Annotated in this window: 12 protein-coding genes and 1 riboswitch; of the genes, 6 read left to right on the top strand and 6 right to left on the bottom strand. The window is 39.3% G+C overall.

Annotation, left to right across the window (positions count from 1 at the left end; translation table 11 throughout):
• Positions 1-93: 93 nt before the first annotated feature.
• The 6 genes from WKU33_RS04390 to thiE all read left to right on the top strand — a co-directional run bounded on the left by WKU33_RS04390 (position 94) and on the right by thiE (position 6,225).
• The gene (locus tag WKU33_RS04390; protein ID WP_336251563.1) at positions 94-1,596 is read left to right on the top strand and encodes a spore germination protein; all 1,503 of its coding nucleotides are present in this window, start codon (positions 94-96) and stop codon (positions 1,594-1,596) included.
• Between the two features lie 9 nt (positions 1,597-1,605).
• On the top strand, positions 1,606-2,703 hold the full coding sequence (locus tag WKU33_RS04385; protein WP_156856502.1) for a GerAB/ArcD/ProY family transporter: 1,098 nt from the start codon (positions 1,606-1,608) through the stop codon (positions 2,701-2,703).
• A gap of 13 nt (positions 2,704-2,716) precedes the next feature.
• Positions 2,717-3,868, top strand: coding sequence for a Ger(x)C family spore germination protein (locus tag WKU33_RS04380; protein WP_336251564.1), 1,152 nt, complete (start codon positions 2,717-2,719; stop codon positions 3,866-3,868).
• Between the two features lie 199 nt (positions 3,869-4,067).
• Positions 4,068-4,173: riboswitch (TPP riboswitch) on the top strand.
• Positions 4,174-4,258: 85 nt separating this feature from the next.
• Complete coding sequence (thiW, locus tag WKU33_RS04375) at positions 4,259-4,744, top strand: energy coupling factor transporter S component ThiW (RefSeq protein ID WP_340453414.1); 486 nt, start codon at positions 4,259-4,261, stop codon at positions 4,742-4,744.
• Positions 4,745-4,774: 30 nt separating this feature from the next.
• Positions 4,775-5,599, top strand: coding sequence for a bifunctional hydroxymethylpyrimidine kinase/phosphomethylpyrimidine kinase (thiD, locus tag WKU33_RS04370; protein ID WP_188857278.1), 825 nt, complete (start codon positions 4,775-4,777; stop codon positions 5,597-5,599).
• Positions 5,600-5,601: 2 nt separating this feature from the next.
• Entirely contained in the window at positions 5,602-6,225 is a 624-nt protein-coding gene (gene thiE, locus WKU33_RS04365; protein ID WP_340453411.1) for a thiamine phosphate synthase, read from the top strand.
• A gap of 220 nt (positions 6,226-6,445) precedes the next feature.
• Here the strand turns inward: thiE and WKU33_RS04360 are convergent, their stop codons facing one another.
• The 6 genes from WKU33_RS04360 to WKU33_RS04335 all read right to left on the bottom strand — a co-directional run bounded on the left by WKU33_RS04360 (position 6,446) and on the right by WKU33_RS04335 (position 14,156).
• On the bottom strand, positions 6,446-6,865 hold the full coding sequence (locus tag WKU33_RS04360) for a PH domain-containing protein (RefSeq protein WP_156856497.1): 420 nt from the start codon (positions 6,863-6,865) through the stop codon (positions 6,446-6,448).
• 10 nt (positions 6,866-6,875) lie between these two features.
• Positions 6,876-7,754, bottom strand: a complete 879-nt coding sequence (locus WKU33_RS04355) for a 5'-3' exonuclease (RefSeq protein WP_340453408.1) — start codon at positions 7,752-7,754, stop codon at positions 6,876-6,878.
• On the bottom strand, positions 7,755-11,390 hold the full coding sequence (locus WKU33_RS04350) for a dynamin family protein (RefSeq protein WP_340453406.1): 3,636 nt from the start codon (positions 11,388-11,390) through the stop codon (positions 7,755-7,757).
• A 206-nt stretch (positions 11,391-11,596) separates the two neighbouring features.
• A complete protein-coding gene (locus WKU33_RS04345; protein WP_156856494.1) occupies positions 11,597-13,126 on the bottom strand; it encodes an acyl-CoA carboxylase subunit beta in 1,530 nt (509 codons plus the stop codon).
• A 22-nt stretch (positions 13,127-13,148) separates the two neighbouring features.
• The gene (locus WKU33_RS04340) at positions 13,149-13,919 is read right to left on the bottom strand and encodes an enoyl-CoA hydratase (RefSeq protein ID WP_336251676.1); all 771 of its coding nucleotides are present in this window, start codon (positions 13,917-13,919) and stop codon (positions 13,149-13,151) included.
• A 24-nt stretch (positions 13,920-13,943) separates the two neighbouring features.
• Positions 13,944-14,156 carry an acetyl-CoA carboxylase biotin carboxyl carrier protein subunit gene (locus WKU33_RS04335; RefSeq protein WP_188857442.1) on the bottom strand — a complete coding sequence of 71 codons (213 nt, stop codon included), beginning with the start codon at positions 14,154-14,156 and terminating at the stop codon, positions 13,944-13,946.
• Between the last annotated feature and the right edge of the window lie 23 nt (positions 14,157-14,179).

Here is a 14,179-nt window from a genome sequence, read left to right as displayed (position 1 = left end):
TCAAAACTATTTATAAAAGAAGAGGAAATATGGGATAAATTTAACTGATTTACCCATACTAAAATGGACTAGCTAGATAGATGGAGGTCACTTATGCGCCCTGTAAAGAAACGAGCAAATCAAGCGGATTTCCCGCTTTCTATAGAGGAATTGAAAAACAAGCTGGATATAGAGATTCTCAATAATCAGGATCTGAGTTTCACGGTTTATAAGCAAGAAAATAAGCAAATTGCTTTTTTTTATATTCCCTATCTTATTGATGAAACTAAAGCCGAGCAACAAGTCTTGACTAAATTATTAGATATGCAAACAGAATGGACAACAGACTCCATATTAAGTGAGATTCCGCTCTCCGCGGGAAAACAATTGTCCAGCATTACGGCTCTCCGAAATAAAATTACCGAGGGCTATATCGGTCTCTACATCGAACAAGAAAATCAAGTTATCATGTACGAACTGGGCAAAATGGAAAAAAGGGCACTGGAAAAAGCGGAAACGGAATCAATGGTTATTGGTCCGACAATTGCTTTTACAGAATCCCTTAAAAATAACTTAAATATAATCAATTGGCGGATGAATACACCAGACCTTGCAATGGAAAAAGTTGAAGTCGGCAAAAGAAATCCAAAAGAAACGAGAATAATCTATCTTAAATCAGTTGCAAATGAAACAGATGTTAATACAATGAGGCAACGGCTGACCGACCTTGAAGTTGATATGGTTGAAGACATTCATATGCTTAAACAATATATTTTAGATTCCTCCACCTCTGTATTTGCGCAATTTGTATCTACTGAATTGGTGGATCGCTGTATGTATGCAGTAAAAGCAGGTAAAATTGTCGTTTTGGTTGAAGACAGCCCGTTCGCTTTAATTGCACCTTCCACATTATTCAGTTTCTTTGAGTCCACAGAAGATCGCTATTTTCATTGGATGTTAAGCATGTTTGTCCGTTTTCTTCGCTTTCTCGCTGCATTTGTGACTTTACTGTTAACACCAATGTATGTCGTTGCAACTACGTATCATTATGAACTAGTTCCATCCCAGCTTTTAGTTTCACTCGGTGAATCTCGGGCGGTTGTTCCTTTTCCTCCGCTCATTGAAGTACTCCTGATCGAACTTGTAATTGAACTATTACGGGAAGCTGGAGCAAGACTGCCCACTAAAGTTGGTCAGACCATTGGTATTGTTGGTGGTGTGGTTGTTGGAACTGCTGCGGTTCAAGCTGGTATTTCAAGTAACATTCTGATCATTTTGGTTACAATGAGTGCTTTAGCTTCTTATGCGACGCCTAGTTATATCATGGGTAATACGGTAAGATTTGTTCGTTTTCCACTCTTTTTCCTTGCTGGTTTTTACGGGATTATCGGGCTGATGTTTGGTATCTGTTTATTAGTCATCCATTTAGTCCGTTTGGAGTCTTTAGGCAGGCCTTACCTATCACCATTGTACCCACTCCGGCTGGCCGATTTTAACAAAACTTTTTACAGTCTGCCAGAGCAAACGAAATATCAACGATTTTTATCGTATCGACCAAAAGATAAACGATTTTTTAACAAAGAGAAAGCTATGGAAAGAAGAGATATTGATGAGTAGGGATTGTATATGAAAATTAATCTTCAAATACCAAAAGGTGAACAATTCCGTTCTTTCTATATGCTTTTTATTATTGCCTCCATGCAGCTGGGTGTTGGATTGATTGGAATCCCACGAATTGTCTTTATGGAAGCAGGGCATGACGCATGGATTTCGATACTCATTGCCTACCTCTATATTGCCCTGCTCCTTTTTGTCATGTTATATATATTGAGGCAATATGAAAATACGGATATCCTCGGCGTTCAGGCCGACCTATTTGGCTGTTTTATTTCAAAAGTGCTCGGAACGGTATACATCCTTTATTTTATATTCTATATCTTATCCACACTCGTAACCTATATCGAGATTATTAAGGTTTTTGTTTTACCGGATAGTAATGCATTCGTGCTGGGATGTATGCTTCTTATTATTGCTATCTATACGGTATTTGGCGGTCTAAAAGCAGTTGTTGGCGTCACCTTTCTCTTCTTTATGTTCTCTTCTTGGTTATTTGTTTTATTAATTCAACCAATTCGACAAATGGATTTTCTCAACTTTCTGCCTGTGATGGATAAAGATATAATGGATATTTTACGAGGCACAATTGCTGCGTCTTATACATTTACAGGATTTGAAATCTTGTTTTTTATCTATCCCTTTGTAGCAAATAAAAAAAAGATTGGTAAGCCTGTTTTCTTAGGACTATCCTATTTCACTTTCCTCGTCCTTCTTTCTACAAACATAGCGATTGGATTTTTAAGTCCAGCTCAATTGGAAAGAAGAATTTGGGTTGTATTAAACTTGTTTAAAATTCAAACCTCTCCTATCATCGAGCGGTTGGACTACGTTGTCATTGCAGAATGGATGATGGTTGCGATGCCAAAAGTGATTCTTCTTATGTGGTGCATAAGTTATATAGCGAAACGTATTTATAATCTTTCGAACGAAATTAGTGTTTACACAAGTGCAAGTATCCTTCTAATTCTGATCCCTTTTTTTAATGAGCATTTTATCATTCAGCGTTTGATTGATAATGTTAGCAGGGTATCCTATGGGATTGTATATATTTATCCCTTCCTTCTTTTGCCACTCGTTCTTTTAAAGAAAAAAATACGGAAGAAATAAGGAGGGTGAATACATGCGAACTGCTAAGTTAATACCGTTATTCATATTTATTGTATTTCTGCAGGCTTGTCTGGAAACGACGCAAATTGAGAAGTTGGCAATCATTAATTCACGTGGAGTTGATCTAATAGATGAAGGGGAAAAAAGAATGATTGAAACGACACTCGTTCCTTATATTTTTGATCCGCATGCTCCGGAAATGACAAGTTTGTTGATTGGAAGGGGCCGTACGATTAAAGAGGCCCGTTCAGAAGCTGAAAAACAATCGCCCTATCCATTAGTCCCCGGAAAAATCAGTATAGAATTTTATGGAAAAGAAGCAGCTGAATCAGGCATTCTTCCCTTTCTAAATACACAAGTTCGTGATGCAACTGTTTCTGAAATTATGCAGCTAGCCGTAACCAATCAAACTGCAAGAGAAATTCTTGAAATAGAGCAACAAAGTGTAGAATTAAATCGAACAGAGTATTTACAAGACTTAATAAGTAAAGAGGTCGAAAAGGGTACTTTACCACGAATTACCTTACAGTTTTTCACGCGATTAGTGCAACAAGTCGGCATTGATCCGATACTTCCAGTAATAGACGTAGTGGATGGTAAACCTACACTAACTGGTGCAGCCGCTTTTCGGGCAGACCAGTATGTTGCTAGCATATCAGTAAAAGAATCATTCATGGCTAATTTATTGAGACAGCGTTTGAGAGGAACCCCAATTGATGTAGGCGTCCCTCGTGAAAATTATCTGGACGAGATAATTGCTTATAAAGGAGAACCGTCAGAAATTGAAGATTCGATTTATCTTTCTTTAATGCTTAATACAGGTAAAGGGAAAATAAAAATTGTCGACTCTGATTCGTTAGCGTTTAAGGCAGATATCACAATGAAACTGGAATTATTAGAAACCTCAATCCCAATGGACATTAAATCAGAAGATACTTCTCGGAAATTCGAACGTGATATAGAGAAATACTTTGTAAGAGAATATGAAAACCTATTCGCGAAACTTCAAGAAGTAAACTCAGATGCATTGGGTCTTGGGAGAAAGTATATCACTTCAAGAAAAGGAAGTAAGACGACTAACAAGGAATGGATGGAAAAATATCAAGATGCCAAAATAGAATTTGATATCGATGTGACAATTGTCAACTTTGGGGCGATTGATTAATAAGCGGACAGCTAAAACCTTTATGTTTAGCTGCCCGTCTTTTTATTTAACAGCTTTCGCACATTGCCGCCATGTCCTGTGCTGTTGCAGATATTTCTTAAGATCAAAAGTATCCGGGTGATACACTGCACCCTTACCTTTTTCAAAACATGTGACATTTATGAAAACTTTTGCTATGCTAGATTCGAACTAAATAATATGAAACTACTAGGGGTGCCCTAACTGGGCTGAGAGGAAAGTGTGTTTCCGACTCTTATCGACCTGATCTGGTTAATGCCAGCGTAGGGAAGTAGTGAGATTGTTCTCATAACTATTTTCTTGTGAAGCCAGGTCTAATCATGACTTGGCTTTTTTATTGGTTGATTTTCCCCTTAAGATTGGAGGTCAAGTATGAATAAAACTCGTCTCATCACGACGATGGCCGTCTTTATCGCAATTGGAACAATCAGCGCACAATTAATCTGGTTTCCCGCCGGTGTAGCCCGCGCTTATCCAGTACAGCATGCGATTAATGTCATAGCCGCTGTCACCTTGGGACCTGGTCCGGCAGTCATTATTGCCTTCATGATCAGTCTATTACGCAATATGCTCGGGTTAGGAACTTTATTAGCTTTCCCAGGTGCAATGGTCGGTGCTTTTCTTGCAGGGTTCCTGTATAAGAAAACCAAGAAGCAATCACTCGCCGCATTAGGTGAAGGAATTGGCAGTGGGGTTATTGGTGCATTATTTGCAGTGCCATTTGCTTATGTATTTATGGGAACATCGGCCGGTGCATTTGTTTTCATCCCCCCATTCCTTGTAAGCAGTATATCTGGAGCAATTCTTGGACTGCTCGTCGTATCTAAAGTTTCCACCAAGGGCTTAATAAAAAATTAAAATAAGTAAGTTGATGAAGGAGAATGTTCAATGAAGAATGTTGCATGTGCTCTAACGATAGCGGGTACGGACCCGAGCGGCGGTGCTGGAATTCACGCCGATCTGAAAACGTTTCAGGAATTGAAAACTTATGGGATGTCGGTTATCACCTCCATCGTGTCCCAAAACACGACAGGTGTTCAAGCTGTTTCCCACGTCTCTCTAGAAATGATCGAACAGCAACTAGACTCGATTATTTCTGATATGCCTATCCATGCATTTAAAACAGGGATGATTGCCAATCAGGATATGATGAAATTGATTTATAATAAAATAAAGCATTTGGATGCACCTTATGTTATGGACCCGGTCATGGTTGCCACAAGCGGTGACACATTGATTGAACGCGATTCCCGTAATTATCTGCGGAAGAATTTGCTTCCGCTTACAACAATTGTAACTCCAAATATTCCAGAAACAGAATATCTAATAGGTGAAAAAGTTGAAACCGATGAGGACATGAAGCAGGCTGCCGAAATGCTTGTGAAAAATTTTGGCGCGAAAGCTGCACTAGTTAAAGGCGGTCACCGCGAAGGCGATGCGGTTGATTTCCTTTATGATGGTTCAAGGATCCATAGCTTTTCGGCTCCCCGAATAAATACAAATAATACACATGGTACAGGTTGTACGTATGCAGCAGCGATAACTGCTAATCTAAGCCAAGGCCTCCCTCTTAACATTGCGGTTAAACAGGCAAAACATTATGTAACGCTCGCGATCAAGTATTCTTTGGACTTAGGAGCTGGTAGCGGACCGACGAATCATTGGGCACCGCGTATCCATACAAATAATTTAACGACAACTGAGGTGGAGTAACGATGTCATCATTTAATCCATTAAGCTTAAGGAAATATTTCATTATGGGTAGTCAAAATGTTAAAGGTAATCCCGTTGCTGTTCTGGAGCAAGCTATACAAGCTGGAATTACAATTTTCCAATTTCGGGAAAAAGGTCCAGGCTCCCTTTCAGGAGATAGTAAAATTAAGTTAGGAAAAGAATTGCAGGCAGTTTGTAGCGTACATCAAATTCCATTTATTGTTAATGATGATGTAGAATTAGTAGACAAATTAGATGCAGATGGGATACATGTCGGGCAAGATGATCAATCGGTGAAAGAATTACGGGAGATGTTTCCTAATAAAATCATTGGATTATCTGTTTCAAATCAGGACGAATTAAATAATAGTGCGCTAGAATATATTGATTATATAGGTGCTGGTCCAGTGTTCCTTACTACAACGAAAGTGGATGCAAAATCTAGTGTCGGGTTGGATTGGATCCGTTTCTTGCGTGCAGAATTCCCTGAGTTTCCGATAGTCGGAATCGGTGGGATTAATACAACAAATGCGAGCTCAGTATTAAAAGCTGGAGCTGATGGTGTTTCTTTCATATCCGCTGTAACGAGAGCAGAAGATATAAAAGAAGCAGTAAGTAAATTATAATATTCTTATTTTTTGTTCGCTATGGCAAATAACAGACAGGAAATTATGGACGGTGTATACAATGGAATCTGCTCCAGCGCTTTATATTCACCACAAGAGTGCCTTCTGGGCGTTGATAAAATACGTAAAAGATTTAACAATCGATACGCAAGGCATCTACCTTATATCAAAGAATAAGCATAGAAAACAGCCTCATACATTTTTGTACGAGGCTGTATTTTTATTTATTTTTTGGAAGCAATCGGTCATCAACCGGAATCTCCGGTCTTATATCTAAGAGCATAGAGATGAATTGATCCCTATTTTCCGGCGATATAGCAACTACGTCAAGTTTACTACAAGATATTTGTATTCGTTTTAAGGATAGTGCCGGAGAGTTAAGCGGCATTTTTGACAAAGCAATTAATTTAATGTCCGGGATATGAACAGTCTGCCGAATCGGGCCATAATAGATTTTTATCTTGTCCCCTTCTATTTTATATCCAGTCCGGAACCAGAACCAGAGCAGAAATGCAGCTAATCCGAACATAATGAACATGGTTGTAACCTGCCCTTTTAAGAGTGGAAATAATATCCCAAGTAGCGAAATTATCCAGACGATGCCAGTTATCCACTTGTCTCTTATGGATGGAAAATACATAGACTTCCTCCTATTTGGCACTTATTGCGAGCATCCGGTCTAAATTTTTAAATTCGAGCGATTCCAGTTTCGGTTCAATCTTTGTTCGATCAAATCTTTTCTGTGCCGTTTCCAGCTCACAAGAGACGGGTACATCACATTTAATTTCAGCAAGTTCCCTTGAAATGTGAAGCATCTCAAGATCGGTTTCTAATTTGGTACGGATCCCTTTTGTTAATTGATCCGTATTAGCTAGAAGTCCTTCAATGGATTGATACTCTTTAATTAATCGAAGCGCCGTTTTTTCCCCTATTCCTTTTACACCTGGGTAATTATCTGCGCTATCTCCCATTAATGCTTTCATATCAACGACTTGGTGTGGATATATCCCTTTTTTCTCAAAGAAGTTTTCTCTTGTAAACAATTCATAGTTCCCTTGTCCTTTTCTCATGATTGAGACGTGTATATTCTCATCAACTAGCTGAAGCATATCCTGATCTCCCGTTAGAATAATAATCTCGTGATCTGCTTGAAATAGACGAGCAAGGGTACCAATACAGTCATCTGCTTCATAATTTTCCAGACCGACATTTGGGATGTTGAAAGCTTCGACGACTTCTTTAATTAAGTCGAATTGTGGTACAAGCTCTTCCGGAGGTGCCTCGCGGTTTGCTTTATAATCTGGATAAATTTCATTACGGAACGTTTTGCTCCCCATGTCCCAGCAACAAATTACGTGGCTCGGTTCATACATGTCAACTGCATCAAGGAAATACCGTAAAAATTGATAAATTCCATTTGTTGGTATTCCTTCACTTGTTTTCATAAAGTTTCCTCGGAAGGCAGTAGCGAAAAATCCTCTAAATAACAATGCCATTCCGTCTACTAATAAAATCTTATTCTTTTCCATTTATATATCTACTCCTACCTTTTCTTCCATTATGAGTTTTTCCAACTGTTCTAGTGTTTCACCTAATCTTGGAAGTTCTGCTGGTGCTGCTAATATCGTGAAGTAATTAGAAACTTGTTGCTCCAGTCGTTGGATGGTTGACTCTTTCATCACCTTGATTAGTTCTTGCCACTGCTCTTTGTAACCTGAAACCATCCTCTCTTGATTTGCTTGGATAAACTTTTCAATTGATGGTAAAAGCATTTGATACAGTTCTTCTTTCATTGTTTCTTTTTCATTTTGTACGAAAAATGCTTTTGTTCCTTTATATTTTCCAATAATAGGCTGGAAGAGTTTCATTTGTATAGCTGGCATTTTCTCCTCATAATCCGGTGTATATAATTCATAATCAAACTGGTCCGGTAAAGCAAATAGTGAATTAATCTCCTTATTTCTTTTATGCATTGCCTGGTATACCTCATTTGCCAATCGTAATGTATGGCGTTCCATCCTTAAAGATACGGCTTGAAGTTCTTGATTAAGTTCAAATTGAATATATTCGATTAAGTTCTCTAGCGCATTCCTCAACTCGGCAGTTGCTTTTCTGCCATTTTCAGTAATTGTTGTTGGATTGAACATTTCCTTAAACATATCGTGATAACGAATACTAAGTCGCTCTATAACATAGTAGAGCTGCTTCTCAATCCGTTGCTCGAGCTGCTGCATATAGACATCCGTTTCATATGTGCGAACATATGTAGCGGCTTGTGTCTGGTCTTGTTTTATCCGCTCTTTTTGCTGCTCTTTATCTGCTTCATCAAGTGTGATAGAGGAAATATAGTGTTCCATTGTTTCATACGCTCGCCTCATATCCCATAAGGCACTGTCAATTGTTAATGAAGCTAAGTCATGATGAATAAAGGAATAAAATTGGCTTTCAAATGCTTCCATTTGCCCGTTTAATGGAAGTTGTTTTACCTTCTCACTAAGCGACTGTTTACTAGATACTGGAAATAATCTGGCATTCCGAATCCCAAGTTTTGTTAATTCGTCTGTGACATAAGTCGTGACGAGCTGTAATTCCTCTTTACTTTCCGCAAGATCGGCAGCATTAACAATGAAAAACATTTTATCCAATTGAAATGCTTCTTTTACCCGGCCGAGTTGTAAAAGAAAATCTCGGTCGGCGCGTGATAACGCATGATTATAATACGTTACATAAAGGATAGCGTCCGCATGTTTAATATAATTGAATGCTACATTCGTGTGCCGGGCATTCACCGAATCTGCACCAGGAGTGTCTACTAAACTAATACCTTGTCTTGTAATGGGGCTATCATAATAGACATCGATTGCTTCAACGAAACAAGCCATCGTCTCATCTGCGACATAGGCGCCAAATTCATCAAAGGGGATTGTCCGTTTTTTCCCGATATATTCTTTATTGGCAATATAGCCTTTCATCATGGCGCGGATATAAGCTTGGTACATCTTATTTAAACGGGCATCTTCAGCAATATTCTTCTTATCAATCCATGTAAGCAACCGATCGAGGGTATCCCCCTTTGGAGAGAATTTATCCGTCATATCGGTTAATTCCTCATATAATTTCGCTTCCTGCTTCATTGTCACCACGACCGTACCGTGCGGGTATTCTTCTGTTATTGGATGGATGCGGTTGACAGTTGCCGTCGTTGGGTTCGGTGAAACAGGTAACACATTTTCTCCAATCAATGCGTTGGAAAAAGATGACTTACCAGCACTGAATGCACCAAATAGAGCAATCGTAAATGTTCGATTTTTAAGTCTATCTTGCTTTCTTTTAAGATCTGTTATTAAATCAGTAAAACCTGGGATTTTCTCCGTAAGCGTGATTGTCTGCTCAATCCGTTTCAGCATTTCTTCAGCTGACAGATTCGTAGGTTGTGCTTCTGTTTCCACTACTGCTTTTATCTCCGTCTTAGTTTCTTCCTGATTTTTTTCATAAATAGACTGCTCGGCGATAACAAATTTATCTTCTTTCCGCTTTACTTCAGTCAGCGTTTGTTCCCATTCTCTTTCATCGACACGCGGGAAGGCGAATACTTCATCTATTACGCTGATCTTGCTTTCCAATTCAGCTTGAATTTTATTGTATTTATCGATAACCTTCCGTATTTCTTCAAGATTTTCTGAAGATGTTTCTTGTTTTGCCAATGTTTCAGCATGCTTATCCGCTAGTGCTTGCTGGATCACTTCAAGAAGATCTAAGGAGCGCCGCCTGAATTTAGCTTTAATATCGCTTGCGACGTCATTTGTATAATTTAATACATACTCCCCGTTCACTTGAGCGCCATGCTTTAATAACCTTTCAAAATCAGAATGATCATAATTGATTGAGAAATTATTCACTTCTTCGATTAACGCTTGATCAGTCAGTGCATAGTCCTTCAGGAGCTGAACATATTTATCCCTCAGCTTCCATTGAATTGATGAGCGAATTGTTTCTTGGATTAATTGCTCAAATTCTTCTCTGCGGTTGGCCCTTTCTTCCTCGGTTTTCTTCTTGGATCCAAACAAGCCTACTTTAAAACTTGGTTGCTCGGCTTCAAGATAACTTTCAGCAAGATCACGTACTTCTTTCGGCATTAAATACGCATTTTGCAATGTTTGTTTTAATTCCGATTGAAACGTCTCTTCCAATTCTTCTGGCTCTTTCGCAAGATTTCTCATTAGTTTCTCAGCAGTTTCCATATGAGCCAACTGTTGTTCTACATCTTCATCCATTTCTATTTCGCTCTTTAGTTCATCATACTGCTGTTCCAGGAAGGATTTATGCTTCTCCATAACCTGTTTGACTGAGGCTTGAATATTGAAATGCGTGTCTCCTTCATTTTCTAGGATGGAAAACAATGTATTTTTTACCTTGTTGAATTCATTGATTGTTAGCGAAGGATCATAAAGTGATGTATAAAAAACTTCGACAGGTTGAATATTCCAAGCTGTAAAGGTTTGCCTGATACTTTCTTTGAAACTGGCAAATGATAATTCCTTTTCATTATGTTTATCAATCTGATTAATTATTAAATAAAATGGGATTTGATTTTCTTGTAGTGATTGAAGAAAATACAAATTAACTTCAGATTGGACATGATTATAGTCCACGACATAAAACAGGACATCTACTAAGTGAAGTGCACTCTCCGTCATTAAGCGGTCAGCATCATCCGCAGCATCAATCCCCGGTGTATCCATTAGCGCTGCTTTATGTGGTATAATTACTTCTTTCGTACTGATTTCGATTCGCTTAATTTCATCTTTATCTGTTGAATAGGCCTTAATCATATCAAGATCGTAAGGTTCCTGATACTCAATAGGATCCCCTTTGGTAAAGAAGACTCTTGCCCAGCCCTCTCCAGATGTTAACTTAACAATATTTGCACTCGTTGGAATCGGACTTTTTGGCAAAATTTCCTTTCCAAGCAGTGCATTAATCATGGATGACTTCCCCGCTGAAAAATGTCCTGAGAAACTGACGACGAGCTCCTTATCATGTAACTTTTGATACAACTCCAATATTTTCTTTGCATTTTCCTCATCATTATTTGCCTGCATCAGTTGATAAAGAGCTGCAAGCTGTTCTTCGTTCAACTCTGTTCCTGTATTAACCTGCACCATGAATACTTTCTCCTGCCCCTCTTAAAATAACGATTTTAATCTATTATACGTAAAAATCACCTATATTTCTACCGCTCCCCCTTAGTTAACATAATAAAGTTATCGTAAATTGAAAACTAGGGTCAGAGCATTTGTCCCATTTTTTTAATACACAGAAAAGAGAGCCTTAACTGTTTTGCAGTCAAGGCTCTTCTAATGCTATAAAATTAGACTGGATAAACACCGTGCTTTCTTTCTGTGAAGGTAAGATTCTTATCTTCATAGATTTCGTATCGTTTAATAAGCTCTTCCCGTAAGCGGTCCGGATGAATGATATCATCAACAACCATTTCTGATGCTAAACGATAAATATCAATTTCATCCTTATAGGCGTCCTGCTTCTCTTTAATAAACGCATTTCTTTCTTCCTCAGGCAACTCAGCGATTCTTTTTGCGTGTACCGCATTCACTGCTGCCTCAGGGCCCATGACAGCAATTTGGGCATTTGGGAATGCAAGTACCGAGTCTGGTTCAAAAGCTGGTCCTGCCATCGCGTATAGACCTGCACCGTATGCTTTCCTCACGATAACAGAAATTTTAGGTACCGTAGCTTCACTCATACTCGCGAGCATTTTTGCACCATGACGGATAATCCCTTCTCTTTCAACTTTTGTACCAATCATAAAACCTGGAACATCTGTCAAGAAAAGAAGTGGAATATTAAATGCATTACAAAGCTGGATGAATTTCGCAGCTTTATCCGCGGAATCTGTGAAAAGGACACCCCCTTTTACACGAGGCTGATTCGCAATAATCCCTACACTTCGGCCATTAATCCGCGCTAAGCCGGTAATCAATTCTTTTGCAAATTCTTTCTTTACTTCAACTAAACTGTCTTCATCGATTACCTGTTCAATTAATTCAATCATATTAAAAGCCGCATTCTGATTTTCCGGAACAATTTCTGTTATCGTCTTATCCGACGCTTTCACAGCTTTCTGAGCTGACTCAGGAGGCTTATTCCTAAAGTTCGGCGGGAAATAGCCAAGATATTTTCTTGCATAAGCTATTGCTTCTTCTTCCGTTTTCACAAGGACGTCACCGACACCGGAAACGGTACAATGCATTCTTGCACCACCCATTTCCTCTAAAGACACTTTTTCACCGATTACCTTCTCCGCCATTCTCGGCGAGCCAAGGTACATCGATGCATTACCTTCGACCATTACTACAACGTCACAAAAAGCTGGAATATATGCTCCTCCTGCTGCAGATGGGCCGAATAATAAACAAAGCTGTGGCACCCTTCCAGATAGTTTTATTTGGTTATGGAATATCCTGCCCGCCCCTCTTCTACCAGGGAACATCTCGATTTGGTCGGTGATTCTTGCACCGGCGGAATCAACAAGGTAAATAATCGGAATTTCCAAGTTAAGTGCTGTTTCTTGAATCCGAAGTATTTTCTCAACGGTCCGTTTCCCCCATGATCCAGCCTTAACAGTCGAATCATTGGCCATCACACAAACATTTTGACCATTGATTTTGCCAATCCCTGTAACTACTCCATCAGAAGGTAAATCTCCGGCCATACAGTTGGCGAAAAAAGCATCTTCTATATCTAAATCTTCATCAAATAAAAGCTCTAAACGTTTCCGTACAAACAATTTCCCCTTTTCTGTGTTTGCTAGGTGATATTTTTCTTTCCCACCTTGTTTAATCGTTTCTACCCGTTGTTCTAGTTCCTCAATAAATGACATGTTCTAGTCCTCCCCCCAACTATTATTCCCCTTTATAAATCGGTTTCCGCTTTTCACTGAATGCTTGCAAGCCTTCTTTCCGGTCCTGAGTCGGTATCGTTTTCTGATAAGCAAGATGCTCGATTTCAAGTCCTGTTACGAGATCCGTTTCCGCCCCACGATTAATTGCAAGCTTTGCCTGTTCCAAAGCTACTGGACCATTGGCAGTAATTCTTTCCGCAATTTCCCTAGACTCGTTTATTAATTCCGAGCTCGAAACTACCTCATCTAAAATACCGAGCTTTTCCGCTTCATGGGCAGTAATTGATTGAGCGGTATAGATGAGACGCTTTGCCTTGCCGGACCCAATTAAGCGCGGCAATCGCTGTGTCCCGCCCGCTCCTGGAATAATTGCTAATGATGTCTCTGTAAGCCCAAGCTTCACATGTTCTGCAGCTATGCGCAGGTCACAAGCAAGAGCCAGCTCAAGACCACCACCAAATGCGACACCATTGAGTGCTGCAATTACCGGCATGCGCATGCTTTCAACTCGGTTCACTGTTTTACCGATATAGCGAACTGCCTGAACGACTTCCCGATCAGTCATCGTTTTCCGTTCTTTAAGATCGGCCCCCGCACAAAAAGCTTTCTCTCCCTTGCCAGTAATAACCGTACAAAAGCTTTCCTCATTTGCATCAACTGAATCGAGTACTTGATTTAGTTCATTTAACAACTCGGTGGACATTGCATTCGCTGCCTCAGGTCGATTTAAAGTAATGGTTGATACATGATTTTCTATATGAACTTCAATCATCCCGTTGCCCCCTTTTCTCCCTGATTATTCGATAATTGCAATTTCGTCTCCTTCATTAACAAAGTCCCCTTCAGCGACTTTCAATTCTTTGATTACGCCATCAGCTTCAGCTGGAATCGGGATCTCCATCTTCATTGATTCCAAGATAACGACATCCTCTCCAGAGCTAACAACATCCCCTTCGTTCTTAACAATTTTCCATACATTACCTGCCATACTTGCAACTATTTTTTCCATAATTGTTCCTCCCTACGATTTTT

This window comes from Oceanobacillus sp. HCA-5259 (assembly GCF_037892815.1).
Taxonomy (GTDB): domain Bacteria; phylum Bacillota; class Bacilli; order Bacillales; family Amphibacillaceae; genus Oceanobacillus; species Oceanobacillus indicireducens.
This window is presented reverse-complemented; position numbering and strand designations above follow the sequence as displayed.